The sequence below is a fragment of the Citrobacter sp. BDA59-3 genome (genome assembly GCF_015167655.1).
Classification (GTDB): Bacteria; Pseudomonadota; Gammaproteobacteria; order Enterobacterales; family Enterobacteriaceae; genus Phytobacter; species Phytobacter diazotrophicus.
Genome location: NZ_CP063427.1, coordinates 5294489 through 5316776, shown reverse-complemented (window position 1 = coordinate 5316776; position 22288 = coordinate 5294489). Strand labels below are relative to the sequence as shown.

The 22288-nt window shown below is 54.3% G+C and carries 20 protein-coding genes, 1 pseudogene and 1 other annotated feature; of the genes and pseudogenes, 17 read left to right on the top strand and 4 right to left on the bottom strand.

Going from position 1 to position 22288, the window contains the following annotated elements; translation table 11 throughout:
- The first annotated feature begins 120 nt into the window (after positions 1 to 120).
- Positions 121 to 1194: a DNA replication/repair protein RecF gene (gene recF / locus IP582_RS25060; protein WP_039080028.1), complete on the top strand. Its 1074-nt coding sequence runs from the start codon at positions 121 to 123 to the stop codon at positions 1192 to 1194.
- 28 nt (positions 1195 to 1222) lie between these two features.
- Entirely contained in the window at positions 1223 to 3637 is a 2415-nt protein-coding gene (gene gyrB, locus IP582_RS25055; protein WP_193794743.1) for a DNA topoisomerase (ATP-hydrolyzing) subunit B, read from the top strand.
- A 33-nt stretch (positions 3638 to 3670) separates the two neighbouring features.
- On the opposite strand, the gene IP582_RS25050 is transcribed toward gyrB, so the two are convergent.
- Complete coding sequence (locus IP582_RS25050; RefSeq protein ID WP_193794742.1) at positions 3671 to 4606, bottom strand: LysR family transcriptional regulator; 936 nt, start codon at positions 4604 to 4606, stop codon at positions 3671 to 3673.
- Positions 4607 to 4716: 110 nt separating this feature from the next.
- Here IP582_RS25050 and IP582_RS25045 point away from each other — a divergent pair, with 110 nt between their 5' ends.
- Together IP582_RS25045 and yidA are read left to right on the top strand one after the other, a co-directional pair.
- Positions 4717 to 5742, top strand: coding sequence for an NAD(P)-dependent alcohol dehydrogenase (locus IP582_RS25045; RefSeq protein WP_071195133.1), 1026 nt, complete (start codon positions 4717 to 4719; stop codon positions 5740 to 5742).
- Between the two features lie 115 nt (positions 5743 to 5857).
- On the top strand, positions 5858 to 6670 hold the full coding sequence (gene yidA, locus IP582_RS25040; protein WP_039080032.1) for a sugar-phosphatase: 813 nt from the start codon (positions 5858 to 5860) through the stop codon (positions 6668 to 6670).
- A gap of 21 nt (positions 6671 to 6691) precedes the next feature.
- Here yidA and IP582_RS25035 read toward each other — a convergent pair whose 3' ends face one another.
- Entirely contained in the window at positions 6692 to 7777 is a 1086-nt protein-coding gene (locus IP582_RS25035; RefSeq protein WP_193794741.1) for an FAD-binding protein, read from the bottom strand.
- Positions 7778 to 8018: 241 nt separating this feature from the next.
- On the opposite strand from IP582_RS25035, the gene dgoR reads away from it, so the two are divergent.
- The 6 genes from dgoR (at position 8019) to IP582_RS25005 (ending at position 14192) form a co-directional block, all read left to right on the top strand.
- Entirely contained in the window at positions 8019 to 8708 is a 690-nt protein-coding gene (gene dgoR, locus IP582_RS25030; protein ID WP_039080034.1) for a D-galactonate utilization transcriptional regulator DgoR, read from the top strand.
- Positions 8705 to 9580 (top strand): 2-dehydro-3-deoxygalactonokinase, encoded by an 876-nt coding sequence (locus IP582_RS25025; protein ID WP_193794740.1) that lies wholly within the window; start codon positions 8705 to 8707, stop codon positions 9578 to 9580. Before dgoR ends, IP582_RS25025 begins: the two co-directional genes overlap by 4 nt.
- The gene (locus IP582_RS25020; protein ID WP_110295990.1) at positions 9564 to 10181 is read left to right on the top strand and encodes a 2-dehydro-3-deoxy-6-phosphogalactonate aldolase; all 618 of its coding nucleotides are present in this window, start codon (positions 9564 to 9566) and stop codon (positions 10179 to 10181) included. Before IP582_RS25025 ends, IP582_RS25020 begins: the two co-directional genes overlap by 17 nt.
- Positions 10178 to 11326 carry a galactonate dehydratase gene (dgoD, locus tag IP582_RS25015; RefSeq protein WP_107222679.1) on the top strand — a complete coding sequence of 383 codons (1149 nt, stop codon included), beginning with the start codon at positions 10178 to 10180 and terminating at the stop codon, positions 11324 to 11326. The genes IP582_RS25020 and dgoD overlap by 4 nt, the downstream gene beginning before the upstream one ends.
- 250 nt (positions 11327 to 11576) lie before the next feature.
- Positions 11577 to 12914 (top strand): MFS transporter, encoded by a 1338-nt coding sequence (locus IP582_RS25010; protein ID WP_193794739.1) that lies wholly within the window; start codon positions 11577 to 11579, stop codon positions 12912 to 12914.
- A 51-nt stretch (positions 12915 to 12965) separates the two neighbouring features.
- Entirely contained in the window at positions 12966 to 14192 is a 1227-nt protein-coding gene (locus tag IP582_RS25005) for a DUF3748 domain-containing protein (protein WP_193794738.1), read from the top strand.
- Here the strand turns inward: IP582_RS25005 and IP582_RS25000 are convergent, their stop codons facing one another.
- The gene (locus IP582_RS25000; RefSeq protein ID WP_107222677.1) at positions 14193 to 14525 is read right to left on the bottom strand and encodes a YceK/YidQ family lipoprotein; all 333 of its coding nucleotides are present in this window, start codon (positions 14523 to 14525) and stop codon (positions 14193 to 14195) included.
- A gap of 239 nt (positions 14526 to 14764) precedes the next feature.
- Positions 14765 to 14839 (top strand) — a sequence feature (ROSE (Repression Of Heat Shock gene Expression) occurs in the 5'-region of heat shock genes and acts as an RNA thermometer to modulate expression.).
- Between IP582_RS25000 and ibpA the strand changes: the two genes are divergently transcribed.
- The 3 genes from ibpA to IP582_RS24985 all read left to right on the top strand — a co-directional run bounded on the left by ibpA (position 14833) and on the right by IP582_RS24985 (position 17632).
- Positions 14833 to 15246, top strand: a complete 414-nt coding sequence (gene ibpA / locus IP582_RS24995) for a small heat shock chaperone IbpA (RefSeq protein WP_039080040.1) — start codon at positions 14833 to 14835, stop codon at positions 15244 to 15246. (Overlaps the previous feature by 7 nt.)
- Positions 15247 to 15333: 87 nt before the next feature.
- Complete coding sequence (gene ibpB, locus IP582_RS24990; protein WP_193794737.1) at positions 15334 to 15762, top strand: small heat shock chaperone IbpB; 429 nt, start codon at positions 15334 to 15336, stop codon at positions 15760 to 15762.
- 208 nt (positions 15763 to 15970) lie between these two features.
- Positions 15971 to 17632: a putative transporter gene (locus IP582_RS24985; protein ID WP_039080042.1), complete on the top strand. Its 1662-nt coding sequence runs from the start codon at positions 15971 to 15973 to the stop codon at positions 17630 to 17632.
- On the opposite strand, the pseudogene IP582_RS24980 reads toward IP582_RS24985, so the two are convergent.
- A pseudogene (locus IP582_RS24980) lies at positions 17579 to 18345 on the bottom strand (GntR family transcriptional regulator). The gene IP582_RS24985 and the pseudogene IP582_RS24980 overlap by 54 nt on opposite strands.
- A gap of 222 nt (positions 18346 to 18567) precedes the next feature.
- Here IP582_RS24980 and IP582_RS24975 point away from each other — a divergent pair.
- From IP582_RS24975 to IP582_RS24960, 4 genes are all read left to right on the top strand, one after another.
- On the top strand, positions 18568 to 20190 hold the full coding sequence (locus IP582_RS24975) for an alpha-glucoside-specific PTS transporter subunit IIBC (RefSeq protein ID WP_193794735.1): 1623 nt from the start codon (positions 18568 to 18570) through the stop codon (positions 20188 to 20190).
- The gene (locus IP582_RS24970; RefSeq protein WP_193794734.1) at positions 20187 to 21509 is read left to right on the top strand and encodes a 6-phospho-alpha-glucosidase; all 1323 of its coding nucleotides are present in this window, start codon (positions 20187 to 20189) and stop codon (positions 21507 to 21509) included. Before IP582_RS24975 ends, IP582_RS24970 begins: the two co-directional genes overlap by 4 nt.
- Positions 21510 to 21599: 90 nt before the next feature.
- Positions 21600 to 21947, top strand: a complete 348-nt coding sequence (locus IP582_RS24965; protein ID WP_193794733.1) for a YidH family protein — start codon at positions 21600 to 21602, stop codon at positions 21945 to 21947.
- Positions 21937 to 22287 (top strand): DUF202 domain-containing protein, encoded by a 351-nt coding sequence (locus IP582_RS24960; protein ID WP_039080047.1) that lies wholly within the window; start codon positions 21937 to 21939, stop codon positions 22285 to 22287. Before IP582_RS24965 ends, IP582_RS24960 begins: the two co-directional genes overlap by 11 nt.
- Position 22288: the final 1 nt, after the last annotated feature.

Here is a 22288-nt window from a genome sequence, read left to right as displayed (position 1 = left end):
TCCGAAGGACGAGCGGAGCGAGCAAATGCTCACGTACTTCGTGTACGCTCCGCTTTCTGCGCGCTGGCGGTAGACGAACTGGCTGCGACACCCACGCCCTTTGAATGATGACGAGCTGATATGTCGCTATCCCGACTCCTAATCAAAGACTTCCGCAATATTGAAAATGCGGATCTCGCCTTATCTCCCGGCTTTAACTTCCTGGTTGGCGCGAACGGCAGCGGCAAAACCAGCGTGCTGGAAGCTATCTATACGCTTGGTCATGGCCGGGCGTTTCGCAGTTTGCAAATAGGCCGCGTCATTCGCCATGAGCAGGAGTCATTTATTCTGCACGGGCGTTTACAGGAGGCGGAGCGGGAAATCGCCATTGGTCTGACGAAAGACAAACAAGGCGACAGCACCGTGCGTATCGACGGAACGGATGGCCACAAGGTCGCGGAACTGGCGCTGCTGATGCCAATGCAGTTGATTACGCCTGAGGGGTTTACATTACTCAACGGCGGCCCCAAATACAGAAGAGCATTTCTCGACTGGGGATGCTTTCACAACGAAGCCGGATTCTTTACCGCCTGGAGCAACCTGAAGCGGCTGCTCAAACAGCGTAATGCCGCGCTACGGCAGGTAAGCCACTACGGCCAGTTGCGCCCGTGGGATAAAGAACTGATTCCGCTGGCGGAACAAATCAGCCTGTGGCGTGCCGAATACAGTGCCGGTATCGCCGAAGATATGGCCGACACCTGCAAACAATTTTTACCGGAGTTCTCTCTGACCTTTTCTTTCCAGCGCGGCTGGGAGAAAGAGACGGATTATGCCGAGGTGCTGGAGAAGAACTTCGAACGCGATCGCCTGCTGACTTACACCGCACACGGCCCGCACAAAGCGGATTTCCGTATACGTGCCGACGGCGCGCCGGTGGAAGATACGCTTTCCCGTGGGCAGCTAAAACTCCTGATGTGTGCGCTACGTCTGGCGCAGGGGGAATTTTTAACCCGCGAGAGCGGTCGCCGCTGTTTGTACCTGATAGATGATTTTGCCTCGGAGCTGGATGATGCGCGTCGCGGACTGCTTGCCAGCCGCTTAAAAGCCACGCAATCACAAGTTTTCGTCAGCGCCATCAGCGCTGAACACGTACTGGACATGTCGGACAAAAATTCGAAGATGTTCACCGTGGAAAAGGGTAAAATAACGGATTAACCCAAGACAAAATGAGCGAGAAACGTTGATGTCGAATTCTTATGACTCCTCCAGTATCAAAGTCCTGAAAGGGCTGGATGCGGTGCGTAAGCGCCCGGGTATGTATATCGGCGATACGGATGACGGCACCGGTCTGCACCACATGGTATTCGAGGTGGTAGATAACGCTATCGACGAAGCGCTCGCAGGTTACTGTAAAGACATCGTTGTCACGATCCACAGCGATAACTCCGTCTCCGTACAGGATGACGGTCGTGGGATCCCAACCGGTATTCACCCGGAAGAGGGTGTCTCAGCAGCCGAAGTCATCATGACCGTGCTGCACGCGGGCGGTAAGTTCGATGATAACTCCTATAAAGTATCCGGTGGTCTGCACGGCGTAGGCGTTTCAGTGGTTAACGCCCTGTCACAGAAACTGGAGCTGGTTATCCAGCGTGATAATAAAGTTCACCGTCAGATCTACGAACACGGTGTGCCGCAGGCGCCGCTGGCCGTGACCGGTGATACAGAAAAAACCGGTACCATGGTGCGTTTCTGGCCGAGCTATGAAACCTTCACCAACGTCACCGAATTTGAGTATGAAATTCTGGCGAAACGTCTGCGCGAGCTGTCCTTCCTGAACTCCGGCGTATCCATCCGCCTGAAAGACAAGCGCGACGGCAAAGAAGACCATTTCCACTACGAAGGCGGCATCAAGGCATTTGTTGAATATCTCAACAAGAATAAAACGCCGATCCACCCGAATATCTTCTACTTCTCCACCGAAAAAGACGGTATTGGTGTTGAAGTGGCGCTGCAGTGGAACGATGGTTTCCAGGAAAACATCTACTGCTTTACCAATAACATTCCGCAGCGCGACGGCGGTACCCACCTTGCAGGCTTCCGTGCGGCGATGACCCGTACCCTGAACGCCTACATGGATAAAGAAGGCTACAGCAAAAAAGCGAAAGTCAGCGCCACCGGTGACGATGCCCGTGAAGGCCTGATTGCGGTCGTTTCCGTGAAGGTGCCGGACCCGAAATTCTCCTCGCAGACCAAAGACAAGCTGGTCTCCTCTGAGGTGAAATCGGCGGTTGAACAGCAGATGAACGAACTGCTGAGCGAATACCTGCTGGAAAACCCGTCCGATGCGAAGATCGTGGTTGGTAAAATTATTGATGCGGCGCGTGCCCGTGAAGCGGCGCGTAAAGCCCGTGAAATGACCCGCCGTAAAGGCGCACTCGACTTAGCGGGCCTGCCGGGCAAACTGGCGGACTGTCAGGAACGCGACCCGGCGCTGTCTGAACTGTACCTGGTGGAAGGGGACTCTGCGGGCGGCTCTGCGAAGCAGGGGCGTAACCGTAAGAACCAGGCGATTCTGCCGCTGAAAGGTAAAATCCTTAACGTTGAGAAGGCACGCTTCGACAAGATGCTCTCTTCTCAGGAAGTGGCGACGCTCATCACCGCGCTCGGCTGCGGTATCGGTCGCGACGAGTACAATCCGGACAAATTGCGTTATCACAGCATCATTATCATGACCGATGCGGACGTCGACGGCTCGCACATCCGTACGCTGCTGTTGACCTTCTTCTATCGTCAGATGCCGGAAATCATTGAGCGTGGCCATGTCTATATTGCCCAGCCACCGCTGTACAAAGTGAAAAAAGGCAAACAGGAACAGTACATCAAAGACGATGAGGCGATGGATCAGTATCAAATCGCTATCGCTCTGGACGGTGCAACTCTGCACACGACCGAAGGCGCACCAGCCCTGGCCGGTGAAGCGCTGGAAAAACTGGTCTCTGAATACAATGCCGCGCAGAAGATGATTGGCCGTATGGAACGTCGCTTCCCGCGCGCACTGCTGAAAGAGCTGGTGTACCAGCCAACGCTGGCCGAAGCCGATCTGAGCAACGAGCAGGCCGTTACCCGCTGGGTGAATGCGCTGGTCACCGAGCTGAACGAGAAAGAGCAGCACGGTAGCACCTGGAAGTTCGATATTCGCGAAAATGCGGAACTGAACCATTTCGAGCCGATTATTCGCGTGCGTACCCACGGTGTCGATACGGATTATCCGCTGGATAATGAATTTATCGCCGGGGGCGAATATCGCCGTCTCTGCACGCTCGGTGAAAAACTGCGTGGTCTGATCGAAGACGATGCGTTTATCGAACGCGGTGAGCGTAAGCAGCCGATCGCCAGCTTTGAGCAGGCGCTGGACTGGCTGGTTAAAGAGTCCCGTCGTGGTCTTGCTATCCAGCGTTATAAAGGTCTGGGCGAGATGAACCCGGATCAGCTATGGGAAACCACCATGGATCCGGAAAGCCGTCGCATGCTGCGCGTGACCGTTAAAGATGCGATTGCCGCCGACCAGTTGTTCACCACCCTGATGGGTGATGCCGTTGAACCGCGCCGTGCCTTTATCGAAGAGAACGCCCTGAAAGCGGCGAATATCGATATTTAATCATCGTTGTACAGCTATATCTGAGCCGCGCTTTTAGCGCGGCTTTTTTATAGGATCTGGAAAATCCAGCGACATCGCCGCCGGTAAGCGGCTCACCAGTGTGTCTATGGCAATTCTCACCCTCAGCGGCAGGTGCGGCGTCTTCTGCCAGACTGCATGAACGTCAAAGCGTACATTCGGTGCCTGCCTGAAAAGCAGGGTGAGTTTTCCATTTTGAATCTCTTTGCTTGCCATCCAGCAGGGCAACCATGCAATGCCGTGTCCGGCTATTGCTGCGTCGCAGATCGCCTGTAAATCATCCATATTGAGTGATGATCGCAGAACAAGGGTTTGCGGTTTTCCTTCGTTGTCCGCAAGCTGCCAGGGTAAAATTCTGCCTGCCTGCAGATAGTTAATGGCCGTATGCTGACGTAAATCGGCAACGGTTTCAGGATGACCTTTTCTCCTCAGATAATCCGGCGCGGCGCACAGAACCATTTGGTGCTCTCCCAGCTTTCTGGCGGCCAGCACGGTGCTGTCTGCCAGTATGCCGTTACGCACCGCCATATCGAATCCTTCCTCCACGAGATCCACCACCCTGTCGCTGAATGACATTTCCAGCTCAAGCCCCGGATGCTCTTGCGCCAGCGTTATCAGCAGCGGAGCGACGCACTGACGACCAAAGAGCACCGGCATCGCTACACGCAGACGGCCACTCACCTGCTGCTTCCCTGTTTCCAGTAGCGATTCTGCGCTACGGATCTCCTCCAGTGCGCGCAGGCAACGCTCATAAAAAAGCGCGCCGTTATCGGTCAGCCGCTGGCTGCGGGTGGTGCGCTGAAACAGACGCACCCCAAGCCGTTGTTCAAGCCGGGCGATGCTTTTTCCCACTGCCGAGCGCGACAAATGCAGGCGGACAGCGGTCTGAGCAAAACTGCCTGCTTCAACGGCCGCCACGAAAACCGGAATGTCCTTTAGCGTATCGCTCATCAATTGTATCCATTATGGCATCAATAAAGAGAAAACTTATCGCCACTGGCGACACTGAGTCAACGATAGACTGTCGGTACTGAAACTCATTTGATAGCAGGAGAAATACGATGACAGAGACGATACAACGCTGGTCAATGGACGCCCTCGGGCGCGAAAACCTCAGACTTACCGAGGTACCCCTTCCGCAACCTGGCCCCGGTGAAGTCCGTGTACGGGTGAATGCCGTTGCGCTCAACTATCGCGATAAAATGGTCATTGAAGGCAACATGCCAATTTCGCGCTCCTTCCCCTTTACGCCGGCTTCTGACATGGCGGGCGTCGTGGACAGTACGGGCGAGGGCGTCACACGTTTCAAATCCGGGGCACGCGTCATCTCCAGCTTCTTCCCGGAGTGGATCGACGGCAAGCCAAAAGCGGACGCACGCCATTTGCCCTACCGAACCCTTGGCGGTTACTTCCAGGGCATGCTGGCTGAGTACGTGATTATGAATGAAAACTGGCTGGTTGCCGCCCCGGAAACGCTGGATGACGCAGAGGCCAGCACCTTGCCTTGTGCAGGGTTAACGGCCTGGTTCGCGCTGGTGGAGCGGGGAAATTTACGCGCCGGTCAGTCGGTGCTGGTGCAGGGGACGGGCGGTGTGGCGATATTCGCGCTGCAAATCGCTAAAGCGCATGGTGCGCACGTGTTTGTCACGTCCGGCAGTGATGAAAAACTGGCGCAGGCCAAAAAGTTGGGGGCTTATCAGGGGGTTAACCGGTTAAAAGGCGACTGGGCAGAGGCGATTCTTACGCTGACCGACGATCGCGGTATTGACCATATTATTGAAACCGTGGGCGGGGAAAATCTGAAGCATTCCCTGCGAGCCGTAGCGGTTCATGGGCGAATCTCGGTCATTGGTGTGCTGGCCGGAAATGAAATATCGCTCTCTGCCAGCGAGCTATTGCTGAAATCGCCGGTGGTTCAGGGGATTGGTGTCGGTCACCGTCGTGCGCTGGAAGATCTTGTGCGCGCTGTTGATGTCAACGGACTGAAACCTGTTATTGAGCACCGTTACCACTTTAACGAGCTTGAAAGGGCGCTTGAGCACCTCGACCGCGGTGCGTTTGGCAAAATAGTTCTCACCCGCGAGTAAGCCGTCGCTCCCTGGGATAGGTGTAAAAGGGGTGCTTTTGTTGCGCAATGTAGCTCTGTTTTTGTGGGCTAAATCGCGTTAGCATGAGGCAGCACTCATTTATCCCGGGGAACTCATGGCTATCAAACTTATTGCAATCGACATGGACGGAACGCTGTTGTTGCCGGACCACACCATCTCGCCAGCGGTTAAAAACGCCATTGCGGCTGCACGCGAACGTGGAGTGAAAGTGGTGCTGACGACAGGTCGCCCTTACGCCGGGGTTCATGCCTACGTCAAAGAGCTGCACATGGAACGGGAAGGTGATTACTGCATCACTTATAACGGCGCGCTGGTGCAAAACGCCCATGACGGCAGCACGGTGACGCAAACGGCGCTGAGCTATGACGATTACCGCTATCTGGAAAAACTGTCTCGTGACGTTGGTTCGCACTTTCATGCGCTTGACCGCAATACGCTCTACACCGCCAACCGCGATATCAGCTACTACACGGTTCACGAATCCTACGTCGCCACTATTCCGCTGGTCTTCTGCGAGCCGGAAAACATGGATCCGAACACCCAGTTCCTCAAGGTGATGATGATTGATGAGCCGGAAATCCTCGATAAAGCCATTGCCCGTATCCCGGCAGAAGTGAAAGAGAAATACACCGTGCTGAAAAGCGCGCCGTACTTCCTCGAAATGCTCGATAAGCGCGTCAATAAAGGGACTGGGGTGAAATCCCTGGCCGACGTTCTGGGCATCAAACCCGAAGAGATCATGACCCTTGGCGATCAGGAAAACGACATCGCCATGATCGAGTATGCGGGGGTGGGTGTGGCAATGGGTAACGCCATTCCGTCGGTGAAAGAAGTGGCCAACTTTGTCACCAAATCCAATCTTGAAGATGGCGTAGCGTATGCCATTGAGAAGTTTGTACTCAATTAATCTGCCGCCAGGCAGGGGCGATTATGCCCTTGCCTGCGTAGGCGTCTGCTGCTGCACCGGGATATGACCAATCCCACTTTTCATGATTAGACTGCGTATCCAGGGTGTCGTCAGGCAGCGGTTTTTGATGACTTTTCCCAGCAACTTCATGCGTAATCGACGCGTTTTCTTCCAGTATGCCGCGTTGAGGTTTTGTGTTTCTCCGCGCAACACCTCTGCCAGGATTTCCGCGCTATCCAGTGCATAGCTTATGCCTTCCAGCGAACTGGCGCTGATAAACCCTGCCGCTTCGCCAATCAGAAACGCATTCTCTTTTCCGCAGACAAAATCTGCCCAGCGGGACGGGCACAGCACTGTGCATTTCTCTGTTTTCACCGCGTCGCCAAAGCGGAAATCGAACGGTTCAAGGCGCTGCTTGAGGCGGCTAAAATTCTCCCTGCCATCCTTCATGGCAAATGCCCCACCGAAAATGAAATAACCGTCTTTGCAGATACTCCATGAATAACAATCGGTTGTCTCATTATCAAACACACAGGAATAAAACGGCGATGGGTGACAGTCTTTGAACCACTGCTGCAGCGAGACGTACTTGCGGATCTCATGATCGGGATATAGCAATCGCCGCACCATCGAGTTCGCACCATCGCCGCCCACCAGGTAATCTGCCGTTGCTTCATGGGTTTTACCGTCAACCGCATACGTTAAATGCCAGCGGTTATCCTGTCGGCAGACCTTCTTGCACAAGGCGTCGTGGTGAACGGTGACCGAAGCGGGGATTAATGATTTCATCCATAAATCAAAGGCGTGTCGGTCGATATTAACGTAACTGCGTTGATAGTTACGCGTTATCCCCGTTTGCATATCCAGCGTTTGTACACTGAAAATTTGCGGATCGGCCATCACCTGCACCGGCAGCGTAATCCCGGCACGGATAAACGAACGTTGCGCGTCCGGGGCCAGCAATCCGCCACACGGCTTCATAAATCCGCCCGTACCCTGCTGCTGTTTTTTATCTAACGCCAGCACGCTCATGCCGCCTGCTAACTGCCGCGCCAGCGCTGCTCCCGCAGGCCCCAGACCAATAATCGCCACATCAAAATGCTGCATATCTCCTCCTCATGTTGATAAGGACGATAAGCGGCTCGGGTGAAGTTACGGTGAAGTGAAGGGGGTTAATTTTGTGATCTGTCGTTCATTTTGCGATCTAAATTGTAGTACAACAATAAATTATTGTACTACATTCAGCTCCAGCAAAAGAAAAGTACGCTCTGTTTGTACTGCAAGGATGAGGTGAAAATCGCCGGTCGAGGTAAAGTAGGCATGCATACACAGTGAATAAGGGCATGCCATGACTCTCACCAAAACCGACCGTATCGTCATCACGTTAGGGCACCAGATTGTGAGCGGGAAATATGTCCCCGGCTCAGCGCTTCCGTCAGAAGCAGAACTCTGCGAGGAGTTTGAAACCTCGCGCAACATCATTCGTGAAGTATTTCGCTCCTTAATGGCGAAGAGGCTCATCGAGATAAAACGCTATCGCGGTGCGTTTGTCGCGCCGCGTAATCAGTGGAATTACCTCGATACCGAAGTACTGCAGTGGGTACTGGAAAATGACTATGACCCGCGACTCATCAGCGCGATGAGCGAGGTGCGAAATCTGGTCGAGCCTGCCATTGCCCGCTGGGCGGCGGAGCGCGCTACCTCAAGCGATCTGGCGCAAATAGAGGCGGCGCTCAACGACATGATTGCGAACAACCAGAATCGCGATGCGTTCAATGAGGCGGATATTCGTTATCACGAAGCGGTACTGGAGTCGGTACATAACCCGGTGTTACAGCAACTGACCGTGGCAATCAGCTCGCTTCAAAGAGCGGTATTTGAACGAACCTGGATGGGCGATGAAGCCAACATGCCAAAAACGCTCCAGGAACATAAGGCGCTGTTCGATGCGATACGGCATCAGGACGGCGATGCAGCAGAGCAGGCGGCGCTCACCATGATCGCCAGCTCTACCCGAAGGCTTAAGGAAATCACATGACATCTCGCTACATCGCAATTGACTGGGGGTCGACCAACTTACGTGCCTGGCTTTATCAGGGTGCGGAATGCCTGGAGAGCAGGCAATCAGAAGCCGGTGTTACGCGCCTGAATGGTAAATCCCCACAAGCGGTGTTAGCAGAAATTACCCACGGCTGGCGCGATGAAAAAACGCCCGTCGTGATGGCAGGCATGGTGGGCAGCAATGTTGGCTGGAAAGTGGCACCATACTTACCCGTTCCTGCCTTTTTCTCCGCCATTGGCGAGCAGTTGACTGCCGTTGGCGACAATGTCTGGATTATTCCCGGCCTGTGCGTTTCTCGCGACGATAACCACAACGTGATGCGTGGCGAAGAGACGCAACTGCTGGGCGCTCGCGAACTTTCTCCCTCTTCTGTTTATGTCATGCCGGGCACCCATTGCAAATGGGTGCGCGCAGATGCACAGCAAATCCATGATTTTCGCACCGTGATGACCGGTGAATTGCACCATCTATTGCTGCGCCATTCGCTGGTGGGGGCGGGCTTGCCCGAGCAAGAACCGTCATCGGCGGCTTTTACATCCGGGCTTGAACGCGGCCTCGCTACCCCCGCCATTCTGCCGCAACTGTTCGAGGTCCGTGCTGCTCACGTGCTGGGCAATCTGCCGCGCGAACAGGTTAGCGAGTTTTTATCGGGCCTGCTGATTGGCGCCGAAGTCGCCAGCATGGCTGAGTACGTTATCGATCATCAGGTCACCATCGTTGCGGGAAAGGCACTGTCCGGCCGCTATCAACAGGCGCTGGAAGCGACTGGCCGCAAAGCTGTGGTCATTTCTGGTGACACCGCATTTCAGACAGGAATAAGGAGCATCGCTCATGCAGTGGCAAACTAACCTTCCGCTCATCGCAATATTACGTGGCGTTACCCCCGATGAAGCGTTGGCGCATGTCGGCGCGGTCATTGACGCGGGATTCGATGCGGTAGAGATCCCGCTCAACTCGCCGCAATGGGAAAAAAGCATTCCGGCCATCGTCGCGGCGTATGGCGACAAGGCGCTGATCGGCGCGGGTACCGTCCTTAAGCCGGAGCAGGTTGACCAACTGGCTGAGATAGGCTGCAAATTGATCGTCACCCCCAATATTCAGCCTGAGGTTATTCGCCGCGCGGTGAGCTACGGCATGACGGTCTGCCCGGGCTGTGCGACTGCCAGCGAAGCTTTTACCGCGCTTGATGCGGGTGCGCAGGCGCTGAAAATTTTCCCCTCTTCGGCCTTTGGCCCGGACTATATCAAAGCGTTGAAAGCGGTCTTGCCATCGGACGTACCGGTCTTTGCCGTGGGTGGGGTGACGCCAGACAACCTGGCGCAATGGATTAAGGCTGGCTGTGTGGGGGCAGGGCTGGGCAGCGATTTGTATCGTGCCGGGCAGCCCGTGGAACGCACCGTGCAGCAGGCAACCGCATTTGTTAACGCGTATCGAGAGGCAGTGAAATGAAAATAACGAAACTCACCACTTACCGTTTACCCCCGCGCTGGATGTTCCTGAAAATCGAGACCGACGAAGGGGTGGTTGGCTGGGGAGAACCGGTCATCGAAGGACGTGCCCGCACGGTAGAAGCGGCAGTGCATGAACTGAGTGATTATCTGATTGGCCAGGACCCGGCGCGCATCAATGACTTATGGCAGGTGATGTACCGCGCTGGTTTTTACCGTGGCGGCCCGATTCTGATGAGTGCGATTGCCGGTATTGACCAGGCGCTGTGGGATATCAAAGGCAAAGTCCATAACGCGCCGGTCTGGCAACTGATGGGCGGCCTGGTGCGTGACAAAATCAAAGCGTATAGCTGGGTCGGCGGTGACCGTCCGGCGGAAGTGATCGACGGCATTAAAACCCTGCGCAATATCGGTTTCGATACCTTTAAGCTGAACGGTTGCGAAGAGATGGGCGTGATTGATAATTCCCGCGCGGTAGATGCCGCAGTGAATACCGTGGCGCAAATTCGTGAAGCCTTTGGCAATGAGATTGAATTCGGTCTCGATTTCCATGGTCGTGTCAGTGCGCCAATGGCAAAAGTATTAATTAAAGAACTCGAGCAGTATCGCCCGTTATTTATTGAAGAACCGGTCTTGGCGGAGCAGGCGGAATATTATCCGCGACTGGCGGCGCAAACGCATATTCCGATTGCCGCAGGCGAACGTATGTTCTCGCGTTTTGAATTTAAACGCGTGCTGGAAGGCGGTGGTATTTCTATATTGCAGCCGGATTTATCCCACGCTGGCGGGATTACCGAGTGCTATAAAATTGCCGGAATGGCCGAAGCTTATGATGTGGCACTGGCACCGCACTGCCCGCTCGGCCCGGTGGCGCTGGCGGCCTGTCTGCACGTGGATTTCGTTTCCCACAATGCGGTATTCCAGGAGCAGAGTATGGGCATTCACTACAATAAAGGCGCTGAATTGCTCGACTTCGTGAAAAATAAAGAAGATTTCAATATGGAAGGCGGTTTCTTTAAACCCTTGATGAAACCAGGGCTGGGTGTGGATATTGATGAAGAGAAAGTCATTGCGTTAAGTCAGAATGCGCCGGACTGGCGTAATCCGGTTTGGCGGAATGAAGACGGCACCGTCGCCGAATGGTAAATGCGCTTCATACTTCGCACTGGTGGCGCGTTGGCTGCGTTTTCTTACCCCGGTCACATACTTTTGTATGCTCCCGGGGATGTGAAAACTTGCCGCGTTACTCGGCTTGTCGCCTCGCCCCTTTGGGGCCAGCGCAAGCGCTGTTCAAAAACGCTAATGCGTTTTGTCCCCCGGCACGAATTATTTAGCGCATTACGTGTAGCATTTTAATTAATAAATAAATTCAAACACCCTCTGTAATTTACCGGGCATGGTGAGCGGCTTCGCTATGCCCAAAATCTGGAGACAGATTGCGATGGATATTTCAGTTACTGCTGCAAAAGTCGGTCGTCGGCGTTATCTGACGCTGGTGATGATCTTTATTACGGTTGTTATTTGTTATGTCGACAGGGCCAACCTCGCGGTGGCTTCCGCGCATATTCAGCAAGAGTTCGGTATTACCAAAGCGGAAATGGGCTATGTCTTTTCTGCCTTTGCCTGGCTTTATACCTTGTGTCAGATCCCCGGCGGTTGGTTCCTTGACCGGGTCGGCTCTCGCCTTACTTATTTTATCGCCATCTTTGGCTGGTCGGTGGCGACCCTGTTCCAGGGCTTTGCGACAGGATTAATGTCGCTGATTGGTCTGCGCGCCATCACCGGGATTTTTGAAGCGCCCGCCTTTCCGACTAACAACCGCATGGTGACAAGCTGGTTCCCGGAACACGAACGCGCTTCCGCCGTGGGCTTTTATACCTCCGGTCAGTTTGTCGGCCTGGCATTTCTTACCCCGCTGCTTATCTGGATTCAGGAACTGCTGAGCTGGCACTGGGTATTTATCGTTACCGGCGGGATTGGCATTATCTGGTCGTTAATCTGGTTTAAGGTCTATCAGCCGCCGCGTCTGACTAAAAGCGTCACCCATGAAGAGCTGGAATACATTCGCGAAGGCGGTGGTCTGGTAGATGGCGATGCGCCTGTGACCAAAGAGGCGCGCCAGCCGCTCACCAAAGCCGACTGGAAACTGGTGTTCCACCGTAAACTGGTCGGTGTTTACCTGGGGCAGTTCGCCGTCACCTCTACATTGTGGTTCTTCCTGACCTGGTTCCCGAACTATCTGACCCAGGAAAAAGGTATCACCGCGCTGAAAGCCGGGTTTATGACCACGGTACCGTTCCTCGCCGCGTTCTTTGGCGTGCTGCTCTCTGGCTGGCTGGCGGACAGGCTTGTGCGCAAAGGCTTCTCCCTTGGCGCGGCGCGTAAAACGCCCATTATCTGCGGCCTGCTGATCTCCACCTGCATTATGGGCGCGAACTACACCAATGACCCGATGTGGATCATGACGCTGATGGCCATCGCATTCTTTGGCAACGGTTTCGCCTCTATCACCTGGTCGCTGGTCTCCTCCCTTGCGCCGATGCGTCTTATCGGGCTGACGGGCGGTGTCTTTAACTTTGTCGGCGGTCTGGGTGGTATCACCGTGCCGCTGGTGATTGGTTACCTGGCACAGAGCTACGGTTTTGCCCCGGCGCTGGTGTATATCTCCGTGGTGGCGCTGATTGGCGCACTCTCCTACATCCTGCTGGTCGGTGACGTAAAACGGGTAGGTTAATTCCCCCGCCTTGCGCTACCCTGATGCCAAATAGGGCATCAGGGTATCCGCATGAAGCAAATCACTCGCGCGCCGCGCAACCATCAACTCACCAATATTCACACCTGGACACCGGACAGTCAGTGGCTGGTGTTTGATGTACGCTCCTCCGGCGCGTCTTTTACCGGTGAAACCATTGAACGCGTCAATATCCATACGGGCGCCGTTGAGGTTATCTATCAGGCGAAAGAGGGGGCACACGTTGGCGTAGTGACCGTTCATCCTCATGAAGAGAAATACGTTTTTATCCACGGCCCGGAAAACCCGGATACTGACTGGCATTATGATTTTCACCATCGTCGCGGCGTCATCCACGCCGACGGCAAAACTGCCAATCTGGACGCGATGGACATCACCCCCCCCTTTACGCCGGGCGCGCTGCGCGGCGGTAGCCATGTGCATGTCTTTAGCCCCAACGGTGAGAACGTCAGTTTTACCTATAACGATCATGTTATGCATGAGCTGGACCCGGCGCAGGATTTGCGTAACGTCGGTGTCGCCGTACCTTTTGGCCCGGTACACCCCCCGCTCACACATCCACGCGAGTATGCGGGAAGCCACTGGAGCGTGTTGGTAAGCCGTACCACCCCAGCGCCTGCTCCCGGCAGCGATGAGATCAACCGTGCGTATGAAGAAGGTTGGGTGGGCAACGATAAACTGGCCTTTATTGGCGATACGCTGTCATTAACAGGCGAGAAAGTGCCGGAGCTGTTTATCGTGGACCTGCCGAAATCGGCGCAGGGATGGAAACAGCCAGGTGATACGCCGCTGGAGGGTACGCCGACAAGCCTGCCTGCTCCACCCGCCGGGGTTTTGCAACGGCGCCTGACCTTTACCCATCAACGTGCCTTTCCTGGGCTGGTTAACGTACCGCGCCATTGGGTGCGCAGTAACCCGCAGGGCACTGCGATTGCATTTTTAATGCGTGATGATGCGGGTATTGTCCAGCTTTGGCTGATCTCGCCACAGGGGGGCGAACCGCAGCAGTTAACCCACACGGAAACGGGCATTCAGTCTGCCTTTAACTGGCATCCTTCGGGGGCGGCGTTGGGCTTTGTGCTGGATAATCGTATCGCGCTGTGCGATGCCGCTTGCGGCAACATCACCTTTTTGACAACCGATCACGGCAATCCGCCGTCTGCCGACGCCGTCGTGTTCTCGCCGGACGGTCTGTCTATCGCCTGGATGGAAGAGATTGCGGGTTTCCGCCAGATCTGGATGACGGAAACGGGTATGTAATTACTGCTTAGCCATGGGGGCGGGTGGAATCGCGTTGTCCGTCGCCATGGTGGCCTTTTCGCTTTTCTCAACGCGAGATTTAACGGAGCTGTCGGTGCGGAACATATCCCACGGCAACAGTATCGTATCCATGACCGCGGTAAAAGGCATATCCAGAACCACCAGGGATTTCATACCGATATTGGTGTCATCGTCGGATAACATCGTGGAGCTTGCTTTCATACCCGGATACAGGCCTTCCTTGCCTCCGGTATGCGACATCACGCTGGAGCAACCACTGAGTAACACCATTCCACTAAGCAGCGTCGAAATAAACAGAGTATTTTTCATCATTCATTAATCATCGTTATAGGCAGTATGAAGACTGCTGCTGGCGTTATATCTGTCCTGCGCCGAAATAAACAGCCTCCATGCTGCGCTCTGTGGCGACATTCGCACTTTCACCTTTTGTGCTGTGATCCCAGTCTATGCAAAGCGCGAGAAACTGCAAAAAAAAGTCAGAAAAAGACCCTTGAAAACATAAGCGTCACCCCTATTTTAAGAATGTAGCCGGAAGACACGCCGGAAGGGTGTTGGGCTACTGCAGCCTGTCCATTGTGGAAGGCAAACGACAATCTCGCTGATTTCAGGAGCTTTATTTATGCGTAACTTCGATCTCTCTCCGCTTTATCGTTCAGCTATTGGTTTCGACCGTCTGTTCAACCTGCTGGAAAACAATCAAAACCAAAGCAACGGCGGCTATCCTCCGTACAACGTTGAATTAGTTGACGAAAACCATTATCGCATCGCGATCGCGGTAGCGGGGTTCGCGGAAAGCGAACTGGACATCACCGCGCAGGACAACCTGCTTATCGTGAAAGGCGCGCATGCGACCGAACAGAAAGAACGTACCTACCTCTACCAGGGCATCGCCGAACGTAACTTCGAGCGCAAATTCCAGCTTGCCGAAAACATTTATGTTAAAGGCGCAAATCTGGTGAATGGCCTGCTGTACGTTGATCTTGAACGCGTTATTCCGGAAGCAAAGAAACCGCGTCGCATTGAGATTAACTAATTACCTGAACTGAATGCTTGCCGTCAGGGAGCATATGCGAGCCACCGGCTTGCAGGAACTTACTCGCTTCTTAGAAGGAGAAATATCATGCGTAACTACGATTTATCCCCGCTGCTGCGTCAGTGGATCGGTTTTGACAAACTGGCTAACGCGCTGCAAAGCACCACTGAGCAACAGACATTCCCGCCCTATAACATTGAAAAGGGCGATGACAACCATTACCGCATTACGCTGGCTCTGGCCGGATTCAACCAACAAGAGCTGGATATTCAACTGGAAGGTACCCGGTTAGTGATCAAAGGTTCGCCGGAAAAACCGGCCAATGAGCCTAAATGGTTGCACCAGGGGCTGGTTCTTCAACCTTTTACCCTGAGCTTTACGCTGGCGGAAAATATGGAAGTCTCTGGCGCGACCTTCGCTAACGGCTTACTCCATATTGACCTGACCCGTAACGAGCCGGAAGTCATTGCGCCACAACGGATCGCCATTAGCGAACGTCCTGCGCTAAACAGCTAATACCTGTTATGGCAGGCGCCCAAACCGGGCGCCTGCGCTCTTTCACATCGAGAGGGCGCAAACACCAAAACGGTCACCTCAGGGTGGCCGTTTTGCGTTTACTTTGCTGCCGTTTCGGCGGGGCTTTTTTGTGCGCCAAAGCCCATACATCCTGCTATAGCTCTGAGAGAATCCTTGATAATTACAATGTTATTCACAGGGAGCCATCATGAGTGATATAGCGTTAACCGTAAGCATGCTGGCGCTGGTCGCGGTCGTCGGTTTGTGGATCGGCAATGTAAAAATACGCGGCGTGGGTTTTGGGATTGGTGGCGTGCTTTTCGGCGGTATTATCGTCGGCCATTTTGTTGATCAGGCTGGGATTACCCTGAGCAGCCCGATGCTGCATTTCGTGCAGGAGTTCGGCCTTATCCTCTTCGTCTATACCATCGGTATTCAGGTCGGGCCGGGCTTTTTTGCCTCGCTGCGCGTTTCCGGGCTACGCCTGAACCTGTTTGCCATTCTGATTGTGATACTTGGCGGCCTGGTCACCGCTATTTTGCACAAACTCTTCAATATTCCGCTGCCAGTCATTCTGGGGATTTTCTCTGGTGCGGTCACCAACACCCCGGCTCTTGGGGCCGGGCAGCAGATCCTGCATGACCTGGGAACACCGTCTAACGTTCTCGATCAGATGGGGATGAGCTATGCGATGGCCTACCCGTTTGGCATCTGCGGCATTTTACTGACCATGTGGCTGATTCGCGTCGGTTTTCGCATCAACGTTGAGCAGGAGGCGCAACTGCATGATGCGGGCGTTAGCTCGGGTAACTCGTTGATCAAGACCATCAATATTCGCGTGGAAAACCCGAACCTGAACAATATGGCGATTCAGGATGTGCCGATGCTGAACAGCGATAAAATCATCTGTTCGCGCCTGAAACGCGATGAATTGCTGATGGTACCTTCGCCGGGCACCATTATTCAGGTTGGCGACCTGTTGCACCTGGTTGGTCTGCCGAAAGATCTGCATAGCGCGCAACTGGTGATGGGCCAGGAGGTGGACACCTCGCTCTCAACGCGGGGGACCGACCTGCGCGTTGAGCGTGTGGTCGTCACCAACGAAAAAGTCCTTGGGAAACGCATTCGCGATCTGCATTTCAAAGAGCGCTATGACGTGGTGATTTCCCGTCTTAACCGCGCCGGGGTCGAACTGGTAGCCAGCAGTGATTCCAGCCTGCAATTCGGTGACATTCTCAACCTTGTCGGGCGTCAGGCGGCAATTGATGCGGTGGCTTCTGAGGTGGGGAACGCGCAGCACAAACTCCAGCAAGTCCAGATGCTGCCTGTCTTTATCGGTATTGGATTGGGGGTGTTGTTGGGGTCGATTCCCGTCTTTGTTCCTGGCTTCCCGGTGGCATTAAAACTGGGGCTCGCGGGCGGGCCGCTTATCATGGCGCTGATCCTTGGGCGTATCGGCAGCGTGGGTAAACTCTACTGGTTCATGCCGCCCAGCGCCAACCTTGCTCTGCGTGAGCTGGGTATCGTGCTGTTTCTCGCGGTGGTTGGACTGAAATCCGGTGGTGATTTTATCGCGACGCTGACCCACGGCGATGGGTTTAACTGGATGTGCTACGGGATTTTTATTACCGCTATTCCCTTGCTGACCGTCGGGATTCTGGCGCGGTTGTTTGCGAAGATGAACTATCTGACCCTGTGCGGCATGCTGGCCGGTTCGATGACCGATCCCCCGGCGCTGGCTTTTGCCAACGGCCTGCATGCCACCAGCGGCGCCGCCGCGCTCTCGTATGCCACGGTTTATCCACTGGTGATGTTCTTACGTATCATCACGCCGCAATTGCTGGCCGTACTGTTCTGGGGTGTCAGTTAGCACTTTTCCGGGTGGATACGCCGCAGATGGTAGTCCACCTGGTAATCACGTGTATTACGGAACATAACGGAATAATTCAGGAACTCGCCGCTGTCACTGTAGGAAAGGGAAGTGATTCTCAGCAGCGGCGTCTGTTCCGGAACATTCAGATATCCTCCCAACGATTTATCTGCCAGCACGGGAGTCAGACTCTCATAATTACCGCTGATGGTTATCCCACACTCCTTCTCAATGTAATCAAATTTCGACCCCTCGAGATGCGCCAGTGACAGATTGCGAAACAGCTTCACGGGCATAAAGCTATCCTCCAGCATCAGGGGTTTCCCTTCCACGTAACGCATCCGGCGTGAAAAGTAGATCCGCTCATCCACCTGAATCCGCAGCAGGCTGGCAATGGCGGGTGGCGCGGGCATCACCTCGAACTGCAGAACCTTACTCTGTACTTCTTTACCCTGCTGGCGCAGTACCTCCACCAGCCCGGTCAGATTGGTGGTTTCATGGTGCACATCCTTGCGTGCAACAAATGTCCCGCTGCCATGGCGGCGTTCAACCAGCCCCCAGCTCACCAGCAGATCTAACGCCTTGCGAATTGTCATTCGCGCCACGCCAAACTCTTGCGCCAGCGCTTTTTCTCCCGGCAGCGGGCTGCCGATATTGTAGTCCGACGAATTCAGCCGCAGCCGTAACCTGTCGGCGATGGATTTGTAGATCACCAGTAGACCTCTCTGCCCTTATCAGGCCGTGGATGCGGTTATGACACGTCCATATTTACAACCGAAAGTAGACCTGACAGGTCAAATTAAAACCATGAATGTGATCACGAATCGCAGCGGCACGCCATGTTCGCGTATGAGTAAATTCTTATGCTCATTCCAGGCCAGCAAAAAACCATAAAGGCCTCTACTCCCTACAGGTTGTTACATGAGGATTTAAAAATGCTCAGTCAAATACAACGTTTTGGCGGTGCCATGTTTACCCCGGTATTACTGTTTCCGTTTGCCGGGATCGTGGTGGGAATCGCTATCATGCTTAGCAACCCGCTGTTTGTCGGCGAGGCCTTAACCGCCCCGGATAATCTGTTCGCTCAAATTGTTCACATCATTGAAGAGGGCGGCTGGGCAGTATTTCGCAATATGCCGCTGATTTTTGCCGTCGGTTTACCGATTGGCCTGGCGAAACAGGCGCAGGGCAGAGCCTGTCTCGCAGTGTTGATTAGTTTCCTGACCTGGAATTACTTCATCAACGCGATGGGGATGACCTGGGGGCATTTCTTTGGCGTTAACTTCTCTGCAGAACCCGTAGCCGGAAGCGGGCTGGCGATGATCGCGGGTATCAAAACGCTCGATACCAGCATCATCGGGGCTATTATCATTTCAGGCATCGTTACCGCTATTCACAACCGCTTTTTCGACAAGCCGCTTCCGGTCTTCCTGGGTATTTTCCAGGGCACCTCGTTTGTCGTTATCCTCGCGTTTTTCGTGATGATCCCCTGCGCCTGGCTCACCCTGATGGGCTGGCCAAAAGTACAGATGGGCATCGAATCCCTGCAGGCTTTCTTACGCTCCGCTGGCGCGTTGGGCGTGTGGGTTTACACCTTCCTGGAACGTATTTTGATCCCCACCGGATTACACCACTTTGTCTACGGTCCGTTCATCTTTGGCCCGGCGGCGGTAGAAGGCGGTATCCAGGTCTACTGGGCGCAGCACCTGCAAGAATTCAGCCAGAGCACCTTGCCGCTGAAAACGTTGTTCCCGGAAGGCGGATTTGCGCTGCACGGCAACTCAAAGGTGTTCGGCTCAGTCGGGATTGCGCTGGCAATCTGGTATACGGCGTCAGCGGAAAACCGCGTTAAGGTCGCGGGCCTGCTGATTCCGGCAACGCTTACCGCCGTGCTGGTGGGCATTACTGAACCACTTGAATTCACTTTCCTGTTTATCTCGCCGCTGCTGTTTGCCATTCATGCCGTGCTGGCGGCATCAATGGCGACAACGATGTATGTTTTTGGCGTTGTGGGCAATATGGGCGGCGGACTGCTTGACCAGTTCCTGCCCCAGAACTGGATTCCGATGTTCCACAACCACGCCCCGATGGTCTTCACCCAGATTGGTATTGGCGTCTGCTTTACCGGTCTCTATTTCGTGGTTTTCAAAACGCTGATTGAACGACTGAACCTCAAAACCCCTGGTCGGGAAGAGAGCGAAATCAAACTCTACAGTAAGGCTGATTATAAAACGGCGCGCGGGCAAACCACCGCACCGGCCGCAGCCAGCCAACAGATCGGTCAAGCCGCCGGATTCTTACAGGCTCTTGGCGGCGCGGCAAACATCGAAAGCATCAACAACTGCGCCACCCGCTTACGCATCGCGCTGGTTGATATGGCGCAAACCCAAAGCGATGAAGTCTTTAAAGCCCTGGGCGCACACGGTGTGGTGCGACGCGGCAACGCCATTCAGGTGATTGTCGGTCTGCATGTTCCCCAGGTGCGCGACCAGCTTGAATCGCTGATGAAAACCCCTTTAACGAACGAACAAACCACCATGACGGAGGCTGTATCATGAAAAAATTCTCAGTTGTCATTGCAGGCGGCGGTAGTACTTTTACTCCCGGTATTGTCCTGATGTTATTAGCTAACCGTGATCGCTTCCCGCTGCGTGCTCTGAAATTCTATGACAACGATGGCGCACGTCAGGAGACCATCGCGGAGGCGTGCAAAATCATCCTCAAAGAACAGGCGCCGGAGATTGCCTTTAGTTACACCACCGATCCGAAAGCGGCCTTTACCGATGTCGATTTTGTGATGGCGCATATCCGCGTGGGTAAATACCCGATGCGCGAAAAAGACGAGAAAATCCCGCTGCGCCATGGCGTGCTGGGCCAGGAAACCTGCGGACCGGGTGGAATTTCCTACGGTATGCGCTCTATCGGCGGTGTGCTGGAACTGGTGGACTATATGGAGCAGTATTCCCCGAATGCCTGGATGCTGAACTACTCCAACCCGGCGGCTATTGTCGCGGAGGCGACTCGCCGTCTGCGCCCGAACGCCAAAATTCTCAACATTTGCGATATGCCGATCGGCATTGAAGGACGTATGGCTCAGATTGTCGGACTGAAAAACCGCAAAGAGATGCGTGTGCGTTATTACGGTCTGAATCACTTTGGCTGGTGGACGTCGATTGAAGATCTAAACGGTAATGATTTGATGCCAAAGTTGCGGGAATATGTGGCGAAAAATGGTTATGTGCCGCCATCTGACAACGCCCATACAGAAGCCAGTTGGAATGATACCTTTGCTAAAGCAAAAGACGTGCAGGCGCTTGATCCTGATACCATGCCGAACACTTACCTGAAATATTATCTCTTTCCGGATTACGTGGTGGCGCACTCCAATCCAGAACGCACCCGTGCCAATGAAGTAATGGATCATCGTGAGAAGCATGTTTTCAGCGCTTGCCGGGCGATTATTGAAGCCGGTAAATCCTCCGCCGGGGAGCTGGAAATCGATGAGCATGCGTCGTATATCGTCGATCTGGCGACCGCGATTGCGTTCAATACCCAGGAGCGCATGTTGTTGATTGTGCCGAATAACGGCGCAATTCATAACTTTGATGCTGACGCGATGGTGGAAATCCCCTGCCTGGTCGGTCATAACGGCCCAGAGCTACTCACTGTGGGGGATATCCCACACTTCCAGAAAGGGTTGATGAGTCAGCAAGTGGCGGTGGAAAAACTGGTGGTGGATGCCTGGGAGCAGCGCTCGTATCAGAAATTATGGCAGGCGATCACGCTGTCCAAAACCGTACCGAGCGCCTCGGTTGCGAAAGCGATTCTGGATGACCTGATTGAAGCCAATAAAGAGTATTGGCCAGAACTACACTAATCTTCCTGACCGGCATCACCCGATGCCGGTTTTTTGTCCTTGTCGATTTACGCTATGCTGATGCCAGCCTGAGCATGACAAGGAGCCTTCATGAAAATTTCCCACCTCGGTGAAGCGCCGGATTACCGCTTCTCACTGGCCAATGAGCGCACTTTCCTGGCGTGGATACGCACCGCGCTGGGCTTTCTGGCTGCAGGGGTCGGGCTTGATCAACTGGCGCCGGAGTTTGCCACGCCGCTGATTCGTCAGGTGCTGGCGCTGCTGCTCTGTCTGTTTGCTGGCGCGCTGGCGGTTTACGGCTATATGCGCTGGCTACGCAATGAAAAAGCGATGCGCCTGAAAGAAGACCTGCCCTATACGCGAAGCCTGCTGGTGATAAGCGCCGTTCTGTTGACGGTGGCTATCGTGGTGATGGGACTGGTGCTGTATGGCGGATAACCGCAAGGCGCGCCGCGCGGCAGATCCAGGGCTACAGCCGGAGCGCACTTCGCTTGCCTGGCTGCGTACCTTTTTTGGCTATATTGCCCTGCTTGCCTTTGCGGTGAAGCACAACTGGCAGCACTCGGGGATCACCTTCTGGATCTCGCTGGTGGTGCTGCTGTTGGTCGGCGGTATGCTGTGGCGTTATACGCGCAAACGCACCCTGATGGATGTAGAAAGCAGCGATTTCGCAAAGCCTGGCGCGATCCGCGATAAGTTGCTGATTGCGCTGGCTGTGCTCTCTCTTTCGCTGCTGTTTGGGCTAACGCATATCCGCCATATCCTGAGTTCTCTGTAAG

Excerpts from the sequence above, each read along its gene's own strand:
- ibpB (WP_193794737.1), top strand. The coding sequence starts at position 15,334 with ATGCGTAACTACGATTTATCCCCGCTGCTGCGTCAGTGGATCGGTTTT.
- IP582_RS24965 (WP_193794733.1), top strand. The coding sequence starts at position 21,600 with ATGAAAATTTCCCACCTCGGTGAAGCGCCGGATTACCGCTTCTCACTG.
- gyrB (WP_193794743.1), top strand. The coding sequence starts at position 1,223 with ATGTCGAATTCTTATGACTCCTCCAGTATCAAAGTCCTGAAAGGGCTG.
- ibpA (WP_039080040.1), top strand. The coding sequence starts at position 14,833 with ATGCGTAACTTCGATCTCTCTCCGCTTTATCGTTCAGCTATTGGTTTC.
- IP582_RS24960 (WP_039080047.1), top strand. The coding sequence starts at position 21,937 with ATGGCGGATAACCGCAAGGCGCGCCGCGCGGCAGATCCAGGGCTACAG.
- IP582_RS25000 (WP_107222677.1), bottom strand. The coding sequence starts at position 14,525 with ATGATGAAAAATACTCTGTTTATTTCGACGCTGCTTAGTGGAATGGTG.
- dgoR (WP_039080034.1), top strand. The coding sequence starts at position 8,019 with ATGACTCTCACCAAAACCGACCGTATCGTCATCACGTTAGGGCACCAG.
- IP582_RS25045 (WP_071195133.1), top strand. The coding sequence starts at position 4,717 with ATGACAGAGACGATACAACGCTGGTCAATGGACGCCCTCGGGCGCGAA.
- dgoD (WP_107222679.1), top strand. The coding sequence starts at position 10,178 with ATGAAAATAACGAAACTCACCACTTACCGTTTACCCCCGCGCTGGATG.
- IP582_RS24985 (WP_039080042.1), top strand. The coding sequence starts at position 15,971 with ATGAGTGATATAGCGTTAACCGTAAGCATGCTGGCGCTGGTCGCGGTC.
- IP582_RS25020 (WP_110295990.1), top strand. The coding sequence starts at position 9,564 with ATGCAGTGGCAAACTAACCTTCCGCTCATCGCAATATTACGTGGCGTT.
- IP582_RS25035 (WP_193794741.1), bottom strand. The coding sequence starts at position 7,777 with ATGCAGCATTTTGATGTGGCGATTATTGGTCTGGGGCCTGCGGGAGCA.
- recF (WP_039080028.1), top strand. The coding sequence starts at position 121 with ATGTCGCTATCCCGACTCCTAATCAAAGACTTCCGCAATATTGAAAAT.
- IP582_RS25025 (WP_193794740.1), top strand. The coding sequence starts at position 8,705 with ATGACATCTCGCTACATCGCAATTGACTGGGGGTCGACCAACTTACGT.
- yidA (WP_039080032.1), top strand. The coding sequence starts at position 5,858 with ATGGCTATCAAACTTATTGCAATCGACATGGACGGAACGCTGTTGTTG.
- IP582_RS25050 (WP_193794742.1), bottom strand. The coding sequence starts at position 4,606 with ATGAGCGATACGCTAAAGGACATTCCGGTTTTCGTGGCGGCCGTTGAA.
- IP582_RS24970 (WP_193794734.1), top strand. The coding sequence starts at position 20,187 with ATGAAAAAATTCTCAGTTGTCATTGCAGGCGGCGGTAGTACTTTTACT.
- IP582_RS24975 (WP_193794735.1), top strand. The coding sequence starts at position 18,568 with ATGCTCAGTCAAATACAACGTTTTGGCGGTGCCATGTTTACCCCGGTA.
- IP582_RS25010 (WP_193794739.1), top strand. The coding sequence starts at position 11,577 with ATGGTGAGCGGCTTCGCTATGCCCAAAATCTGGAGACAGATTGCGATG.
- IP582_RS25005 (WP_193794738.1), top strand. The coding sequence starts at position 12,966 with ATGAAGCAAATCACTCGCGCGCCGCGCAACCATCAACTCACCAATATT.